Origin of the sequence: Pseudomonas svalbardensis (assembly GCF_030053115.1) — a bacterium.
In the GTDB taxonomy this organism is placed as follows: Bacteria; Pseudomonadota; Gammaproteobacteria; order Pseudomonadales; family Pseudomonadaceae; genus Aquipseudomonas; species Aquipseudomonas svalbardensis.
Map to the genome: position 1 here is coordinate 3,332,651 of NZ_CP125619.1, position 17,984 is coordinate 3,350,634.

Consider the following 17,984-nt stretch of genomic DNA (forward strand, 5'->3'; position numbering starts at 1 on the left):
CACGCATGAACGAAGTCGTAATCGTTGCCGCTACTCGTACCGCCATTGGCAGTTTTCAAGGTGCCTTGTCCGCGATTCCAGCCACCGAGCTGGGCGCGGCGGTCATTCGCCGTCTGCTGGAAGAGACCGGTCTGGACGGCTCGCAGATCGATGAAGTGATCCTCGGCCAGGTACTCACCGCGGGCTCGGGGCAAAACCCGGCACGCCAGACGGCAATCAAGGCCGGCCTGCCCCATACCACCCCTGCCCTGACCCTGAACAAGGTCTGCGGCTCGGGCCTCAAGGCTGTCCAGCTGGCGGTCCAGGCCATCCGTTGCGGCGACGCCGAACTCATCATTGCCGGCGGCCAGGAAAACATGAGCCTGGCGCCGTATGTGTTGCCCAAGGCCCGCACCGGTTTGCGCCTGGGTCATGCGCAACTGCAAGACAGCGTGATTCAGGACGGTTTGTGGGACGCTTTCAACGACTACCACATGGGCATCACCGCCGAGAATCTGGCAGAGAAGTACAGCCTCAGTCGCGAAGACCAGGACGCTTTCGCCGCGGCCTCGCAACAGAAAGCCGCTGCAGCCATCGAAGCGGGTTACTTCAAGCGTGAAATCACCCCGATCCTGATCCCTCAGCGCAAGGGTGAGCCGCTGGTCTTCGACACTGATGAACAGCCGCGTCCAGACAGCACACTGCAGGCGCTGGGTAACCTCAAACCCGCGTTCCAGAAAAACGGCAGCGTGACCGCCGGCAACTCGTCGACCCTCAACGACGGCGCCGCCGTGCTGTTGCTGGCCAGCGCCGCCAAGGCCCAGGCCCTCGGCTTGCCGGTGTTGGCACGCATCAAGGCTTACGCCAGCGCTGGCGTGGACCCGTCGATCATGGGCATCGGCCCGGTGCCGGCCACCCGTCTGGCCTTGACCAAAGCCGGCTGGAGTCTGGACGACCTCGACCTGATCGAAGCCAATGAAGCGTTCGCCGCGCAATCACTGGCCGTCGGCAAGGAACTGGGTTGGGACACCAGCAAAGTCAACGTCAACGGTGGCGCAATTGCCCTGGGTCATCCGATCGGTGCATCGGGTGCGCGGATTCTGGTGTCGCTGTTGCACGAGCTGATTCGTCGCGACGGCAAAAAAGGCCTGGCCACGTTGTGCATCGGTGGCGGCCAAGGCGTCAGCCTGGTCATCGAGCGCTAGAAACACAGGAGTGTTTGCTTAAGTTGCTGACGCGGCACCGAAGTCCGGCGCCGCGGTTTTTTTCGGCCCGGTTTACGGATGTGGGCAAGGAGTTCCATGGACAATAACGCGCATACCTTCAACACCTTCTGGTCAGGCCAGGTTCCGTTCATTGCCTCCTTTGCAGTGCAACAATTACGTCTCTGGGTCAGTAGCAATCCGTGGTTTACCGGCCAGGCCTACAACGAGTGGTTTGACCTGCCGCGCGGTACCCTGGACAGCCTTCAATCGGATTACCAACAGCAATGGGGCGACCTCGGCCAGCGTCTGCTGACCGGTCAGCCATTCAGCTTCGACGATCGACGTTTTTCCAGCGGCAACTGGAGCCAGCCTCTGTTCGGCTCGCTCGCAGCGTTTTACCTGCTCAACGCAGGGTTTCTGCTGAAGCTGCTGGACACGTTAGCGATCCCGGACAAAAAGCCGCGCCAACGCCTGCTCTATCTGGTGGAACAAGCCATCGCTGCCGGGGCGCCCAGCAACTTTCTGGCCAGTAACCCCGATGCACTGCAACGTGTCGTCGATACCCAGGGCAGCAGCCTCCTCACCGGCCTGTTGCACCTGGCCAGCGACCTGCAAGAAGGCAAGATGCGCCAGTGCGACGCCGGTGCATTCAAAGTCGGTGTTGACCTCGCCAACACCCCGGGCGAAGTGGTGTTCGAGAACGAACTCTTCCAGCTGATTCAGTATTACCCGCAAAGCGAAACCCAGTACCGGCGCCCGGTGTTTGTCGTGCCACCGTCGATCAACAAGTACTACATTCTCGACCTGCGCCCGGACAACTCGATGGTTGCCCATCTGTTGAAACAAGGGCACCCGGTGTTTCTGATGTCGTGGCGTAACTTCGACCAGGAACACGCCGGCACCACTTGGGATGACTTGATCGAAACCGGCATCATCAAAGGCCTGCAAGTGACCCGCGAGATCAGCGGCGAGCAGCGGCCCAATTGCGTCGGTTTCTGCATCGGCGGCACCTTGCTGAGTTCGGCGCTGGCCGTCCTGGCGGCGCGCGGTGACCGCGAAATTGGCAGCATGAGCCTGTTGACCACCTTCCTCGATTACCTTGATACCGGCCCCATCGACATCTTCGTCGACGAACAATTGGTAGCCTACCGCGAGCGCACCATCGGCGGCCAGGATGGCCCCATCGGCCTGTTCAAGGGCGAGGACATGGGCAATACCTTCTCGCTGCTGCGTCCCAACGACTTGTGGTGGAACTACAACGTCGACAAATACCTCAAGGGCCAGAAACCGATCCCCCTCGACCTGCTGTTCTGGAACAACGACAGCACCAACCTCCCGGGTCCGATGTACTGCTGGTATTTGCGCCACACCTACCTGCAGAACGACCTGAAATCCGGTGAGCTGGACTGTTGCGGGGTCAAGCTGGACCTGCGCGCCATCGATGCTCCGGCATACATCCTCGCCACCCATGACGATCACATCGTGCCGTGGAGAAGCGCTTACGCCAGCACCGAGTTGCTCTCCGGGACCAAGCGTTTTGTCCTGGGCGCATCAGGGCATATCGCCGGGGTGATCAACCCGCCGGCCAAGGAAAAACGTCACTACTGGACCAACAACCGGGTCACCAAAAACCCGGAAACCTGGTTCAAGAACGCCCAGCAACATTCCGGTAGCTGGTGGAATGACTGGTTCGTCTGGCTGGCTGAACAGTCCGGCGAACGCCAGCCCTCGGTGCTGCACACCGGTAACGCGCAATACCCGGCGATCGAGTCGGCACCGGGGCGTTATGTGATGCAGTGATCGACAACCCCGCGCGAAAAACTCAAGCGCTGTGGTAATGCCATTTCAGCAACAACGCCTGTCTTGTAGCAGCTGTCGAGCTTGCGAGGCTGCGTCCGACTGCGAAGCAGTCGTAAACCCTGTGTATGCGGTGCGTCTGACGCACCGCATTGTCTGACCTTATGGCTGCTACGCAGCCGGACGCAGCCTCGCAGGCTCGACAGCTGCTACAGAACTGGACGGGGCGCAAGTCCCTTCGCCACAGAGGATCTGTGACTACTCTGCGGGGCGAGTCGAACCAGTGCTTGGTTCAGCCAGCATGATTAAAAATGGCGGAAGGCAGCCGGAGTCGAACCTGCCCGGGAACGGATGCCGTCCCCAACCGGGTTTGAAGCCCGGCCGCGCCACCGGGCGCGATTGCCTTCCTTGAAGTCAGTGGTCGGTGCGTTGAGCCAAGGCATTGTCGAGGCGGATATGGCGCTTGTCGCCAAACCGTCGCGTCAGGCCGATCCGGTCGAAGTATTCGAGAATCTGGATGCTGCGCTTGCGACCCAGGCCCACTGCATCACGAAACGCCGTGACCTGAATCACCGGGTTTTGCGCGGCCAGTTGCACAAGCATAGCCGCCAATCGGCGGATCATCGTGTCGGTGTAGAACAGGTCACGGACGACTTGATGCACCAATCCCAACCTCGCCATTTTGCACAGCAGCAAGCGCACGACCGCCTCGTCATGGTCAAGGTTGCGCACCCAGGGCGGATCAAATCCAGCCTGTTCGAACAACGGTTGCAAGTGTTGCCACAGGGTTTCGTCGTCTTCGCTCAAACGCACCTGATGATCGGGCAAATGCAGCCATGGCCCGCTGGCGGCAATCGCACCGCTGGCGAGTAATTCGTCGAGCAGACTGATGAATGTCGGACGGTCCAGCGCTGTGCCGGTGAACCGGCGCAGGCGATCCCGGTCCGGGCCCATTTGATCCGGTTCCAGTTGGTGAAAACGTGCGAGGTGTTCCAGCAACGGTGCTTTCAGTGCTTCCCAGCGGACCGCACTGAACAGCAACGGACCTTGGCGGGTGTTGATCAGGCGCACGTCATCGGGCAAAACCCACGTGTTGCGGGGGCGGTTGAACTGACGCTCTAGACGCTGCGGGTCAAGCCCGATGTCGCTGTTGGCCAATAACGCCGGCAGGCTGTCTTCCAACTGATTGCCTGTGGCGAGGGCTTGTAACTGCGCCAACCGTTCGGGGCTTCGGCGTTGTCGGGTCGGTGCAAACGGGTCGAGCACCCGCGCGCCACCGAGGGTGCGTTGGGCGCTCTGGTCACGCAGGATCAACGGATCGCCCTTCACGGCCTGCACCGGCGTATTCAGCAGCAGTTGCGCGAACATCCGTTCACCCGGCGCCAGGCGGGTGCCTTCCAGCAACGCCACCCGCCCGGTCACGTCCTGAGTCCCCACGTGAACGTGCACGGGTTGAAAGTGCTCGAAGGCTTTGGGTTCGCTGGCTAACAATTGCAGGTCGACATCCACTCGCTGGGTCGGCGCGTATAACCACTCGGCCAGCAACCAGTGGCCGCGATGAATCTGCTCCAGGGCCAAGCGTTCGGCACTCAGGTTCAACGCGACTCGCTGTCCGGCCATTGCGATCTCGGCAGCCTGATTCTGCGCATGCAGGCCGCGCACACGCACGGGTTTGCCCTGCGGGCCGAGCACCAGCGTATCGCCCACCACCACCAGGCCGGACAACGCAGTTCCGGTCACCACGATGCCTACGCCCGCCACGTTGAAGGCACGATCAATCGCCAGGCGAAAACCGCCGGTGGTGCTGCGTTGAAGGACTTCACGTTGCGCCGCGAGCAAAGCCTGTCGCAGGGTCACGATGCCTTCCCCGGTCACACTCGACAGCGCAATCTGCGGCGCGTTGGCATAGGGTCCCGGGGCCAGCAATGTCTGGATCTGTTCGCGAACGGCTTGCACTCTGGACGGTTCGACGCGGTCGCATTTGCTGATTGCCACCAGCGCCCGAGGGATTCCCAACAATTCAACGATGGCCAGGTGCTCGCGGGTCTGGGGCATGACGCCGTCGTCCGCCGCGACCACCAGCAACACCAGATCAATGCCCTGAGCCCCCGCCAGCATGTTGTGGGTGAAGCGCTCATGACCGGGCACGTCGATAAAACCGGTCAGGGGCGCTTGCGGCTCCAGCGCCGCGTAAAGGTAGCCGAGGTCGATGGTCATGCCGCGTTCACGTTCTTCCCGGCGACGGTCGCCGACCTGGCCGGTCAGGGCCTGGAGCAAGGCAGTCTTGCCGTGGTCGATGTGCCCTGCGGTGCCGACGATCACTCTATGGCTCCTGCAATTTGATCGAGTTGCGCCAGCCACGCCGGCTCATCGTCCAGTTGCCGCAGATCCAGCCACAACGCATCGTCATCAATGCGCCCGAGCACCGGAATCGGCAACGCACGCAGGGCCGCTTCCAGACCGTGCAGCCGCCGTCCGCGAAGACGCTTGGACGCGTGCGGTCGCAGGCATAACGCCGCACTCGGCAAGCGCGCCAGCGGTTGGCTGCCGCTGCCGATCATGCCCAGTGCAGGGGCTGCGCTGACGCTCCAGCCGTCGCCCAAGACTTTGGCCAGCGAGGGTTGCAGGCGCTCGGCCTGGGCGAGGATGTCTGCTTGGGGCCGGGTCAGCAGGCGCAAACTCGGCAGCCGCTCGGCCAGTCGATCAGGATCGCGGTACAGACCCAACACCGCTTCGAGGGCGGCCAGGGTCAGTTTATCGACCCGCAAGGCGCGTTTGAGTGGATTCTTCTTGATCTTCGCGATCAGGTCTTTGCGGCCGACAATCAACCCGGCCTGGGGGCCACCCAGTAGTTTGTCGCCACTGAAGGTGACGATATCTGCCCCATCGATCAGCGCCTGGCGCACCGTCGGTTCGGCGGGCAAGCCCCAGCGCGTCAGGTCCAGCAGGCTGCCGCTGCCGAGGTCTTCAAGCAACGGCAAGCCGTGTTTATGCGCGAGTTTCGCCAACTCGGCGGTCGGCACCCGAGCGGTGAAGCCTTCGATGTTGTAGTTGCTCGCATGGACGCGCATCACCAAACCGCTACGGGGGCCGATGGCCGCCTCGTAATCGCGGGCATGCGTGCGATTGGTGGTGCCGACTTCGTGGAGCCTGACTCCGGCTCTCGCCATGATGTCGGGAATGCGGAAGGCGCCACCGATTTCGATCAGTTCGCCCCGGGAAATGATGCCTTCCTTGCGCGCGCCCAGGCTGTTGAGCATCAGCAACACCGCAGCGGCGTTGTTGTTGACCACCGTCACCGCCTCGGCGCCGGTCAGCTCGCGGATCAGGCCTTCGATCAGGTCATCACGGTCGCCGCGCTTGCCGCTGTGCAGGTCGAATTCCAGGTTGAGCGGATAACGGGCCGCCCTCTGCACCGCTTCGATGGCTTCCTCCGGTAACAACGCTCGCCCCAGATTGGTGTGCAGCACGGTGCCGGTGAGGTTGAACACCCGGCGCACGTGACTGCAATGCTGAGTGGCCAAGCGTTCACCCGCTCTGCCGGCTAACGCTTCGGGCGCGATTTCAATAGCGTCGAGTTGCCCTGAAAGAACCGGTTCACGCAAGTCATCGAGCAATTGCCGCAAATTGGCCAGCAACGCGTCACGCCCATAACGCTCGGCCAGCGGTTGGCAGGCGGGATGGCGCAACAGACTGTCGATGGAAGGCAGCCGCTGCGTTTGGCTGGCGGGTCTGTTGGACATCAGGCGCTCCTGATTACGAATGACCGTAGCGCCTGAGTGTAGCCGTTGAGTTTAAAGGGATAGCTCAAAGGGGTAGCTCAGCCACCTCCGGGTGCCAGCAGAAGGTTAGGCGCCGGACGCTGGTAGCCTTCCTGCTCCAGGCGCATGTCCAGCAGCAGGCTAGTCAGGTCCGTCGAGAGCGCTTCGGCCTCGGCGTCGTTTTCCAGATAAAGCAGTTTCAGGTAGCTGCGGCAGCCGGGGCAGACCTCCGCGCGTACCGGTGCCTGATTGGCGGCGCGGCGGTCGTCATCGAGGCTGACGTATTCAAGGCCTTTGCTTTGTTCGCAATACACGCATTTGACCCGCACCACATGCCATTCGCAGGCACACAGCGAACACACCAGATACCGCAAGCCGTTGTACTTGCCGCGGTGGCGAATCACGCCGGCCATGGCCGGCGAACCGCAGGCCGGGCATTGGCTGAGACTGTCGCCGGGTTTCAGCGCAAGGTCCGGCGTACTCAGCAACCAATGACTCCAGGCCACTTGCAACGCTGCGCCGAGAAACGGCACCACAGCGGCGGGCAGCAAGGCGAACTGGCCGCTGACCAGCGCAATCGCCCAGGCTTTGAGTTGCCCGACGTGGGCGCTGCGCAAGGTCGCCACGGCTTTTTCCACGGCAGGTTGCGGTGGTGGCTGGTAACACTGCAACAGTGCTTCGAGGTACGGCAGCCAATGGTCCTCGCGCACCAGACTGTCGGCGGCGAACGGCGGCAAATCATGTTGCTGGCACACGCGCAGGCGTTCGGCATCGGGCATAGCGGTGACGGGTAAATCGTCCATCAGCCCCTGCTGCACGTGGCACAGGCCGGTCACCAGCCGCAGGTAATCGGCCAGTGGATGGCCGTCGACCAGACGCTCCAGGCGCAAGGCGCGCAAGGTGAACAGGTTTTTCGGAGGCAGGTGCAGAAACGGTGGCGAGCTCGCCGCCGCTTCGATCTCGCCAGGCTCAAGAATCGTCGCCAAGGGGTTATCCTTTTTTGCTGATCGGCCGGTCGGGATGCTCGTCGCGGGTCACTTCGCGGTACCAGAGTTCATGGTGTTTTTTCGCCCAGGCGCGGCTCACTCCGCCATGCACCATGGCGCTGACCGAACCCTTGATCCAGATGCCGGCGTAGATGTGAACAATGATGCTCAGCACCAGGATGAAACCCGCCAACGCATGCAGCAGCATCGCCCAACGAATGCTGGTGATGCCGAAGTACTCGCTGAAATACGCGCGCCAGATCACCAGCCCGCTGAACAGCAGTACCAGCATGCAAGCCAGTAAGGTCCAGAACAGCAGCTTCTGCCCAGGGTTGTACTTGCCGATGGGCGGCACGCCCTCCTCCTCGTTCTTGATCACCCGCCCGACTCGCCTCAGCCACAGCCGATCGTTGGTGATAAAGAAGTTCGCCCGAAAGAATTGCATCACCAATCCCAGGAACAGAACGAACATCACCACGCCCATGAACGGATGCAGGATGCGCGTCCACGGCCCACCGCCAAACAGGTTGCTGAGCCAGAACAGCGCCGGGTGGAACAACGCCAGCCCCGACAGTGCTGCCATGAAAAACAGGATCGCCACCAGCCAGTGATTGGTGCGCTGGTTTGATGTGTAGCGAAGGATCGGTTTGTCGTTCATGGCCTGTCCTCCCCCTTCGGATCATAGGTGTGCACCGATGGATCGATTTCATGCACGGAGGGATCGGGGATGGTCGGGTGTTCGTCCTCCTCGACCAACTGCGGCCCGATGCGCACGTAGTGGAAGAACCCGGCCAGCACCGCCAAGCCCATGGCCAGCAACCCCAAGGGTTTGCTCACGCCTTTCCACAGGTCCACCAGCGGACTGATGGTCGGTTGGTCTGGCAGGCCGGCATACAACCGGGGCTCATCGGCATGGTGCAGCACATACATCACGTGAGTACCGCCGACGCCACTCGGATCGTACAGACCCGCGTGTTCGAAGCCACGGCTCTTGAGGTCTACGATCCTTTCGGCCGCATGGTCTTTCATATCGTCCTTGGTGCCGAACACAATGGCGCCCGTCGGGCAGGTTTTGACGCAGGCCGGCTCCAGCCCCACCGCCACCCGGTCCGAGCACAACGTGCATTTGTAGGCCTTGTGATCCTTTTGCGAGATTCGCGGGATATTGAACGGGCAACCGGTGATGCAATACCCGCAACCGATGCAATGGTCCTGGTCGAAATCGACGATGCCATTGGCATGCTGGATGATCGCCCCCGGACTCGGGCACGCCGCCAGGCAACCGGGCTCGGCGCAGTGCATGCAGCCGTCCTTGCGAATCAGCCATTCCAGATTGCCGGCGTCGGTTTCGTGCTCGGTGAAGCGCATCAAGGTCCAGGTATCTGCGCTCAGGTCCTGAGGGTTGTCGTAGGTGCCGAGGTTGTGGCCGACATCGTCGCGCAGCTCGTTCCATTCCGAACAGGCGACCTGACAAGCCTTGCAGCCAATGCACTTGGTGGTGTCGATCAGCTTGGCCACTTCCTCTTGATTGCGTACCGAGGACGGGACGGTCGTGGTGGCCGAACGGGCGATGATGTCTTGGCTGGCCATTTAGACTTTCTCCACGTTGACCAGGAATGACTTGGATTCCGGGGTCTGAGTGTTGCCATCGCCGAGAAACGGCACCAGGGTGTTGGTCAGGTAACCGTGGCGCGTGAGCCCGGTAAAGCCCCAGTGCAACGGGATACCGATCTGGTGCACCACCTGATTGTTGACCTGCAGCGGACGAATCCGCTTGGTCACCACCGCCACCGCTTCTATATGTCCGCGCTTGCAACTGACACGGACCCGGTCGCCGGCCACGATGCCTTTCTCCTTGGCCAACACTTCACCGATTTCGACGAACTGCTCGGGTTGGGAAATCGCGTTGAGCTTGCAATGCTTGCTCCAGAAGTGGAAATGCTCGGTCAGCCGGTAGCTGGTCGCGGCATACGGATAGTCCTTGGCCACGCCTAAGGAATCCCACACCGAATCGAAGATCCGTGCCGCCGGGTTGCTGGTGGCTTTCTTGTTTTCCGGGTGCAGCGGGTTGATGCCGATCGGCGTTTCGAACGGCTCGTAGTGCTCAGGGAATGGTCCTTCGTTCATCTTGTCGACGGCAAAGAACCGCGCCACGCCTTCGGGGTTCATGATGAACGGATTCATCCCGGCTTCCGGTGGCGAGTCGGCCTTGAAGTCCGGCACATCGGTGCCGCCCCAGACTTTGCCGTTCCACCACACCAGGCGTTTCTTCTCGTCCCACGGCTTGCCTTGCGGGTCGCACGAAGCGCGGTTGTAAAGAATCCGTCGGTTCGCCGGCCAGGCCCAGGCCCAGCCCTGGTGTTGCTTCATCCCGTACGGGTCGCTGTTGTCGCGCCGGGCCATCTGGTTGCCCGCCTCAGTCCAGCTGCCGCAGAAAATCCAGCAACCCGATGCAGTACTGCCATCGTCCTTGAGCTGGCCGAAACCGGCCAGTTGCGCATTGCCCTTGATCGCCGCGCCGGTAGCGTCGGTGAAATCCGTGGTGGCATAGCCGTTGATTTCCTTGGCCAGTTCTTCCGGCGAAGGCTCTTCGGCGATTTTGTACGGCCAGGACAGTTTAAGGAGCGGCTCGGCATAAGCGCCGCCGTTGGCCTGGTAACGCTGGCGCAGACGGATGAACAACTCGCTCATGATCCGCACATCGGTGCGCGCTTCGCCAGGGCCGTCGGCGCCTTTCCAGTGCCATTGCAGCCAGCGGCTGCTGTTGACCAGCGAGCCATCTTCTTCGGCGAAACAGGTGGTGGGCAGGCGAATCACTTCGGTCTGAATGCCGGCAGTTTCGACGTCGTTGTATGGCCCGACATTGCGCCAGAACTCCGAGGTTTCGGTGGACAGCGGGTCCATCACCACCAGCCACTTCAGCTTGGCCAGTGCCGCCATCACCCGGTTTTTGTCAGGCAACGCGGCGATGGGGTTGAAGCCCTGGCACATGTAGCCGTTGACCTTGCCCTGGCCCATCAGGTCGAACACTTTGAGGATGTCGTAGTTGGGAATGTCCAGTTTCGGCAGATAGTCAAAAGCCCAACGGTTTTCGGGCGTGGCATTCGCGCCGTACCAGGCTTTCATCAGGCTGACGTGGAACTTGCTGTAGTTCTGCCAGTAGGACAACTGCCCCGGACGCAACGGTGGTTGCGTGCGTTTGGTGATATAGGCGGTGTAATCCTGCTCCGCATCGCCAGGCAGGGTCAGGTACCCCGGCAGCGAATTGGACAGCAAGCCAAGGTCGGTCAGCCCCTGAATGTTGGAGTGCCCGCGCAAGGCATTGACGCCCCCGCCCGGCATGCCGACGTTGCCCAGCAGCAATTGCACCATGGCCGCGCTTCGAATGATCTGCGAACCGATCGAGTGCTGCGTCCAGCCCAGCGCGTAGAGAATCGTCATGGTCTTGCCCGGTTGCGAGCAGGTGGCGATTTCTTCCCAGATCTTCTGCATGGCATCGACTGGCATGCCACAAATCTGGCTAGCCAGTTCGATGGTGTAGCGGCTGTAATGCGTCTTCATCAATTGATAGACGCAGCGCGGGTCGTGCAGGGTCGGGTCGACTTCGACAAAGCCGTCCTCACCGATTTCATAACCCCAGCCGGACTTGTCCGTGTAGCTGCGTTTGGCTGCGTCGTAGCCGCTGAAGATCCCGTCCTCGAAGCCAAATCCGGCTTTGACGATGAAGGACACGTCGGTATAGGCGCGCACGTACTCGTGCTGGATTTTGTTTTTGGTCAGCAGGTAGTTGATCAGCCCGCCCATGAAGGCGATGTCGGTGCCGGTGCGAATCGGCGCGTAATAGTCGGCCACCGAGGCGGTCCGGGTAAAACGCGGATCGACCACGATCAAGCGGGCCTTGTTGTGTGCCTTGGCTTCGGTCACCCATTTGAAGCCGCACGGGTGCGCTTCTGCTGCGTTGCCGCCCATTACCAGGATCAGATTCGCGTTACCGATATCGGTCCAGGTATTGGTCATGGCACCACGGCCATATGTCGGGGCAAGACTTGCCACCGTCGGGCCGTGTCAGACACGCGCCTGGTTATCGAACCCCAGCATGCCGAGGCTGCGAATGACCTTGTGGGTGATATAACCCGCTTCGTTGGACGCTGCCGAGGCCGCGAGAAAACCGGTGGTCAGCCAGCGGTTTACCGTTTGGCCCTGGGCATTCTTCTCGATGAAGTTGGCGTCGCGGTCGGCCTTCATCAGGTCGGCGACGCGATCGAGCGCTTCATCCCAGGAGATACGCGTCCACTCGGTGGTGCCGGGTTTGCGCACCTCTGGGTATTGCAGACGGCCGGGGCTGTGAATGAAGTCCAGCAGGCCGGCGCCTTTGGGGCACAGGGTGCCGCGGTTGACCGGGTGGTCGGCATCGCCTTCGATGTGGATGATGTTTTGCGCGACGTTCTTGGCAGCATCACCCTGGCTGTACATGATCACGCCGCAACCGACCGAGCAGTACGGGCAGGTGTTGCGCGTTTCATGGGTGTGGGCAAGCTTGAAGTGGCGCACCTGCTCGGCGAAGGCAGTCGCGGGGGCCATGCCCAGCGCGCCGAGGCTCGAGCCTGCAAGGCCGATACCAGCGACCTTGAAGAACTGACGACGGTTGAGGTCCATCGTGCACTCCTGTCAGGTGGAGACCCGGTAGTTTTGCCGGGTTTTTCTGGACAAACACGGTTGCGGCAGCCTGGCTGCCGACATTTAAAACTGTAGACAATGCGAGAACTGACTGTGTGAAAACCGACCATCGGGCAATACCGGGGGCGTCAGCCATCACACTACCTGTGGGAGCTCGCTCCCACAGGGGCTTGGCGTTTATCATTGCCCCACGTTCAACCCCGCTTTTTATGAGACTGAGCATGACTTTCGATTTTGATCAGGTGTTCGACCGCCACAACACCGGCAGTACCAAATGGAGCCGTTATCCGGCCGACGTGTTGCCGATGTGGGTGGCCGACATGGACTTCTCCGCACCGCCGGTGATCATCCAGGCCCTGCAAAAACGTCTGGAACACCCGATGCTCGGCTACAGCGTGGCCCAGGATGACTTGCGTAATGCCATCGTCGCCGATCTGTGGAACAAGTACGCCTGGCGCGTATTGCCTGAGGAACTGATTTTCCTGCCGGGCGTGGAGTCGGGGTTCAACATGGCGCTGAATGCGCTGGTCCAGCCGCAGCAGAACGTTGTGGTTCAGGTTCCGAACTACCCGCCGCTGCGCCATGCGCCGGGTCACTGGGGTTTGAACAAGGTTGAACTCGAATTCGACGCGTTGGCGGACGGCACTTACGCCACGCCACTCGATGCCTTGAATCGGGCGCTGACCGGTGGCGGTGCGCTTCTGCTGAGCAACCCGCACAACCCGGTGGGCAAAGTCTTCCCGCGAGAAGAACTGCAAGCGGTCGCCGACATCTGCGTGAAGCAGGACGCCTGGATCATCTCTGACGAGATTCATGCCGAGCTGTGTTTCGACGGGCGCCTGCACATTCCGACGGCTTCCCTGAGCCCGGAAATCGCCAAGCGCACCATCACGCTGATGTCGGCGAGCAAGGCCTACAACATTGCCGGGCTGAAAACATCGTTCATGATTATTCAGGACTCGGCGTTGCGTGCGCGGGTCAACCACGCCCGCTGCGGCATGGTCGACAGCGTCAACCCGTTGGGCATGGAAGCGACGCGCGTCGCCTACAGCGAAGGCGGCCCTTGGCTGGCCGGGTTGAAGGCTTATCTGCAAAGCAATCGGGATTATCTGGTGGAAGCAATCAACACGCGACTGCCGGGTGTGACCATGAATATCCCGCAAGGCACGTATTTGGCGTGGCTCGATTGCTCGGCGCTGGGACTGGATAACCCTCAGCAGTTTTTCCTTGAGCAAGCCAAGGTCGGGCTGAGCCCTGGTCTGGATTTCGGCGATGACAGCAAACAGTTCGTACGCCTGAATTTCGGCTGCCCACGGGCATTGCTGGAAGAAGGCATCGCGCGGATGGAGCGTAGTTTGCTCAATCGCAAGGCCTGAACAACCCGCCTGTGGGAGCGAGCTTGCTCGCTCCCACAGGCGGGTTGTGTGTTTTCCAGAGTGTCGTTGCGTCTGAGGCGTCGGATTGCTGGTGCTGGTCACCCTCCTGGTCTCAATGATCCTGCTATGGTTCAACGTATTACACCTGAATACCTGCGCGCGACCGTCGGTTGATCGCCAAAGGCTCTACATCGCGGCACGCACCCGACGAGTACCGAGCATGAGTTTCATTTTGTGGGTGGCGGTGTTGGGTGCGGTGCTGCTGACGCTGGCACTGACCTCGTCGTACCTGCGCTGGATGCCGGTGACCACGTCGGCGGTGTGCCTGGTGCTGGGTGTAACCATCGGGCCCGCGGGGTTCGGGTTGTTGAAACTGGACACCGAAGATGCGTCCACCTGGATGGAGCATCTGACGGAAGTCGCAGTGCTGTTTTCGTTGTTTGTCTGTGGTTTGAAATTGCGCTTGCCGCTCAGGGACAAAACCTGGCGCATTGCCTACGGCCTGGCCGGCCCGGTCATGGTGTTGACCATTGCCGGCGTCAGTCTGTTGCTGCATTACGGTTTCGAATTGTCCTGGGGCGCGTCCGTGTTGATCGGCTCGATTCTGGCGCCCACCGACCCGGTGCTCGCCGCCCTGGTGCAAGTCAACGACGCCCGGGATGATGACAGCGTGCGCTTCGGGCTGTCGGGTGAAGCCGGGCTCAATGACGGGATCGCCTTCCCGTTTGTCATTCTCGGCCTGCTCCTGGTGCAACACGACGGCAACCCCGGCTGGCTGAGCGACTGGGTGCTGCGCAGCTTATTGTGGGCAGTCCCGGCCGGTTTGCTCACCGGCTACTGGATGGGACGCGGCATTGGTCGCCTGACCTTGTTAATGCGCATCAAAAATGACGACAGCACCCTTTCTCCGAATGATTACCTCGCCCTCGCCTTGATTGCCCTGGCGTATGTCGGGGCCGAGTCGATTCACGGCTACGGCTTTCTGTCGGTGTTCGCTGCCGGCCTGGGTTTACGCCACGAAGAAGTCAAATCCACGGGCGACGACGAACTTCCCGCCGAGCATCTGGTTCAGCCTGTCGTGGGACATCAGAACGTCGAACCGCAACATGCGGTTCACGGTGATACCGCAAGACTTGAAGACACTCAAGTCGCCGCGGGCATCATGATGGGCGACATGCTCGCCTTCGGCAGCCTGGTGGAACGGGCCATGGAAGTTTTTCTGGTAACGCTGCTCGGCGTGGTGCTGATGGCGCACTGGGACTGGCGTGCGTTGCCGATCGCTGGCGTGTTGTTTTGCCTGATACGACCCCTGAGCGTCGTCGCCATGCCTTGGGGCCGTTTGCTCAACGGCCACCAGCGAATGTTGATTGGCTGGTTCGGCATACGCGGTATCGGCAGTCTGTATTACCTGTTTTATGCCCTGAACCACGGGCTGGACCCATCGATTGCAACGCTCTGCATGGATCTGACCTTGTGCGTGGTCGCGCTAAGCATCCTCATCCACGGGATCAGCACCCAACCGATGCTGGCTCGATATGAACAGCATAATAAACGGGATATTTGATTTGATGTCTGTGCGTTCAGGGTCCGAATTATCGAATTTTCACGTTCATAAATTTGAAATTCTTTTGCGATCCAGCAGGTCACAACCTTAATCCTGCCCGGCTTTTGCACGGCGGGACTTGCCAGGCTCGGTTCCCCTGTGGCGTCGATGCCTATCAAAAGAGACCTCGAGAAAATCAGGTGCTGGTCATGATTCACTATTCCACCTCCGAAGAAATCAAAGCCTGCCGGGCCTTCGCCCTGGAACGTAATCATCAAATGTTTGAAGACGCCCAGGCACTGAGCCGCAGCGCCTGGGCGTTACTCGAGGTCAGCGACATGGATATGGAACTGTTTGATCGTTATCAGGCGATGCGCAGAAAGGCCGACTTGAAATTCGAGGAAGCGATCGAGCACTTGCGGCTGCTCAACGAAGATTTCCCGCCTGTCTCGATGTCCACGCAAAACGCTAATCGTTTGCTCCAGCAGCCCGAATCCAGAGCCTGAACTTGAAAAGCCCGGCACAGTCGCCGGGCTTTTTATTGTCTGGAACATCAATGCTCCACTGCGAACTGCATGAGCCGATTTCCGGACTCATGCAGGCTGCATGACCGCAGTTCGCCATCAGTCACTTCAACTTATTGTTTTATAAGGCAGTTATCGCACCGGCAAACCGGCACGACAAATGCTCAAGGACAATGAGCGACTTTCGGCCTTGAGACCGTTCGCGCTCACCCCTGACTCGTTGGAGAGACTCGACCATGAACGCCATAGACTTGTTGAAAGCCGACCATGAACGCGTAAAAGGCATCCTGACCCAGCTAAGCGAATCCACCGAACGTGGTGTTAAAAAGCGCGGCGAGTTGCTGGCCAAACTGGAAATGGAGATCGCCATCCACACCCGTCTCGAAGAGGAAGTCTTGTACCCGGCGTACAAGAAAGCCGGGGGTAAGGAGCAAGACGTCATGTATTACGAAGCCAAGGAAGAACATCGCACCGTTGATTCCCTGGTGCTGCCGGACTTGAAAGTCACCGACCCGTCCACCCCGGAATTCGCCGGTCGCGTGAAAGTGGTCAAGGAACTGCTGGAACATCACATTGAAGAAGAGGAAACGGAAATGTTCCCTCAGGCGAAAAAACTGTTGGGCAAAGCCACACTTGAAGAGCTGGGCGCGCAAATGGAAAGTTTGAAAGCTCAGTACAAGAAAGAAATGAGCGCAGCCAATCTGGCGGCTTGATGCACGTGGCGAGGCAACAAAAGACCTGGCTTGCACCGGGCCTTTTGTTGTCTGGTTCACGCGCCGGGGTTGGTCACCTGAATGTAAAACGCATAGCTGCCCAGTAGCACCCAGAACGTGGCGAAAATCCACGGCGTACGCACCGAAAACAGCAACGACTTGCGATAACCCTTATGGGACGACTCCATCTCACTGAACAGCGGCGATTCATCGTAGGCGAGGCCCATCAAGGGTTCGCTGCGCAACAATTCACTTTGCTTGAAATGCCAGTGATCAATGATGTCGTAGGCCGCGCGAATGCCCGGCCAGGCGTTGAGTGAACTGAGCAGCCCCAACAAAGCCAAAAAGGGTGGCACCACCAGCGTGAAGAGTTTCCCCCACTCGGGGTTGAGGTTGGACATGCAAGAAGCAAAGGCAATCACCAGAAACGATTGCGCCGCCAGGTAGGCATCCGTTCGATTGGCCAGAATGCTGGTTTCGTACTGGATTTCCCGGCGGTAGAAATCCAGGCGTTCCTTGGGTGAACCGAACATCTTCGCGTTGTGTTCGGTCAGGGCTTCTTTGGCGGGGGCTTCGGTCAGTATTCTTGGCACAAGTGTCACGCACGGGATGGGAAACGTTTAGAAGAAACGTTTACTGACAAGTTCAGCTGGATTTCAACGCGCCCTCCAGGCGCCCATCAATGCACCCCCGCCGCCGTACACCGGATCGGCCAAGGGAAGTGGGACCTTGGCGATTCGAGCAACGGACTGGTCGTGAGTCGTTGGTTCCGGACGCTGAATGTCATACTTTTCCTGGCCTTTTGGATACACCCAACACCTCATGCGCGGTCGAGTGGTAATGGTGATAATCGAACACCAGCGCCCGCCATTGAGCCGGCCAGTGATTGGCGTTGAACAACGCTTCGACGCGCGGGCCTTGTCCGCCGATTTCAGCGCGACATTTCGATAAAGCAGCACCGGCAGGCGACTGTTGGGTGTCTGCCCGTCATCGTCGAAAAACAGGTGGTTCGGCGGGTGCTCAATCGAATGGCTCATGGCGGGAGTGCTCGAAGGCGCTATAAAGACTCTGAGCCGCTCAATGGCCAAAAATTCAAAGGCGTCGTGAGGCAAAGCACCGAACGGTGCCTCGCCACTGTGGTCCCTCAGATAAGGGTCTGACGTTAAGGAATGGGGATGGACTATCTCGATTGGGTGCAATGGCCAGCGATGCTGGTCACGGTGCTGGCGGCGTGGTTGATCGGTTCGCAAAGCCCCAGGCGCAGGGTCTCGGGCTTTGTCTGTTTTATCGTCAGCAATGTTTTATGGGTGACGTGGGGTTACCACACCCAGGCCTATGCACTGATCGTGTTGCAGTTTTGCCTGTGCGCCATGAACGTGCGTGGTTTCAAGAAGAACGCGGGAGCCGCGGCCGAACGTTGAGC

The 17,984-nt window shown here is 60.3% G+C and carries 14 protein-coding genes, 1 tRNA gene and 1 pseudogene; 7 read left to right on the top strand and 9 right to left on the bottom strand.

The genetic code is table 11. From position 1 onward, the window contains the following. Positions 1-5 precede the first annotated feature (5 nt). Both QFX16_RS15355 and phaC read left to right on the top strand, forming a co-directional pair. Positions 6-1,184 carry an acetyl-CoA C-acetyltransferase gene (locus QFX16_RS15355; RefSeq protein ID WP_283180340.1) on the top strand — a complete coding sequence of 393 codons (1,179 nt, stop codon included), beginning with the start codon at positions 6-8 and terminating at the stop codon, positions 1,182-1,184. A 96-nt stretch (positions 1,185-1,280) separates the two neighbouring features. Then, a complete protein-coding gene (phaC, locus tag QFX16_RS15360; protein WP_283180341.1) occupies positions 1,281-2,984 on the top strand; it encodes a class I poly(R)-hydroxyalkanoic acid synthase in 1,704 nt (567 codons plus the stop codon). 309 nt (positions 2,985-3,293) lie between these two features. On the opposite strand, the gene QFX16_RS15365 is transcribed toward phaC, so the two are convergent. The 7 genes from QFX16_RS15365 to fdnG all read right to left on the bottom strand — a co-directional run bounded on the left by QFX16_RS15365 (position 3,294) and on the right by fdnG (position 12,384). After that, positions 3,294-3,389: transfer RNA gene (locus tag QFX16_RS15365), tRNA-Sec, on the bottom strand. A gap of 6 nt (positions 3,390-3,395) precedes the next feature. Next, on the bottom strand, positions 3,396-5,303 hold the full coding sequence (gene selB, locus QFX16_RS15370) for a selenocysteine-specific translation elongation factor (protein ID WP_283180342.1): 1,908 nt from the start codon (positions 5,301-5,303) through the stop codon (positions 3,396-3,398). Next, positions 5,300-6,724: an L-seryl-tRNA(Sec) selenium transferase gene (gene selA / locus QFX16_RS15375; protein WP_283180343.1), complete on the bottom strand. Its 1,425-nt coding sequence runs from the start codon at positions 6,722-6,724 to the stop codon at positions 5,300-5,302. The genes selB and selA overlap by 4 nt, the downstream gene beginning before the upstream one ends. Positions 6,725-6,801: 77 nt before the next feature. Continuing rightward, the gene (fdhE, locus tag QFX16_RS15380; RefSeq protein WP_283180344.1) at positions 6,802-7,728 is read right to left on the bottom strand and encodes a formate dehydrogenase accessory protein FdhE; all 927 of its coding nucleotides are present in this window, start codon (positions 7,726-7,728) and stop codon (positions 6,802-6,804) included. A gap of 4 nt (positions 7,729-7,732) precedes the next feature. Further along, entirely contained in the window at positions 7,733-8,386 is a 654-nt protein-coding gene (locus QFX16_RS15385) for a formate dehydrogenase subunit gamma (protein WP_283180345.1), read from the bottom strand. Beyond that, positions 8,383-9,318: a formate dehydrogenase subunit beta gene (gene fdxH / locus QFX16_RS15390; RefSeq protein WP_283180346.1), complete on the bottom strand. Its 936-nt coding sequence runs from the start codon at positions 9,316-9,318 to the stop codon at positions 8,383-8,385. Before fdxH ends, QFX16_RS15385 begins: the two co-directional genes overlap by 4 nt. Next, positions 9,319-12,384 carry a formate dehydrogenase-N subunit alpha gene (fdnG, locus tag QFX16_RS15395; RefSeq protein ID WP_283180347.1) on the bottom strand — a complete coding sequence of 1,022 codons (3,066 nt, stop codon included), beginning with the start codon at positions 12,382-12,384 and terminating at the stop codon, positions 9,319-9,321. 242 nt (positions 12,385-12,626) lie between these two features. On the opposite strand from fdnG, the gene QFX16_RS15400 reads away from it, so the two are divergent. The 4 genes from QFX16_RS15400 (at position 12,627) to QFX16_RS15415 (ending at position 16,561) form a co-directional block, all read left to right on the top strand. After that, on the top strand, positions 12,627-13,781 hold the full coding sequence (locus QFX16_RS15400; protein WP_283180348.1) for a MalY/PatB family protein: 1,155 nt from the start codon (positions 12,627-12,629) through the stop codon (positions 13,779-13,781). Between the two features lie 220 nt (positions 13,782-14,001). Continuing rightward, positions 14,002-15,345 (top strand): cation:proton antiporter, encoded by a 1,344-nt coding sequence (locus QFX16_RS15405; RefSeq protein ID WP_283180349.1) that lies wholly within the window; start codon positions 14,002-14,004, stop codon positions 15,343-15,345. Positions 15,346-15,533: 188 nt separating this feature from the next. Continuing rightward, positions 15,534-15,830 (top strand): hypothetical protein, encoded by a 297-nt coding sequence (locus QFX16_RS15410; RefSeq protein WP_283180350.1) that lies wholly within the window; start codon positions 15,534-15,536, stop codon positions 15,828-15,830. 254 nt (positions 15,831-16,084) lie between these two features. Further along, positions 16,085-16,561 carry a PA2171 family ribosome-binding persister protein gene (locus QFX16_RS15415; protein ID WP_046055244.1) on the top strand — a complete coding sequence of 159 codons (477 nt, stop codon included), beginning with the start codon at positions 16,085-16,087 and terminating at the stop codon, positions 16,559-16,561. A 56-nt stretch (positions 16,562-16,617) separates the two neighbouring features. Here QFX16_RS15415 and QFX16_RS15420 read toward each other — a convergent pair whose 3' ends face one another. Then, complete coding sequence (locus QFX16_RS15420) at positions 16,618-17,154, bottom strand: hypothetical protein (RefSeq protein WP_283180351.1); 537 nt, start codon at positions 17,152-17,154, stop codon at positions 16,618-16,620. Positions 17,155-17,217: 63 nt separating this feature from the next. Beyond that, a pseudogene (locus tag QFX16_RS15425) lies at positions 17,218-17,598 on the bottom strand (hypothetical protein). Between the two features lie 138 nt (positions 17,599-17,736). Here QFX16_RS15425 and QFX16_RS15430 point away from each other — a divergent pair. Further along, positions 17,737-17,982, top strand: coding sequence for a hypothetical protein (locus QFX16_RS15430; RefSeq protein ID WP_283180352.1), 246 nt, complete (start codon positions 17,737-17,739; stop codon positions 17,980-17,982). The last annotated feature ends 2 nt before the right edge of the window (positions 17,983-17,984 follow it).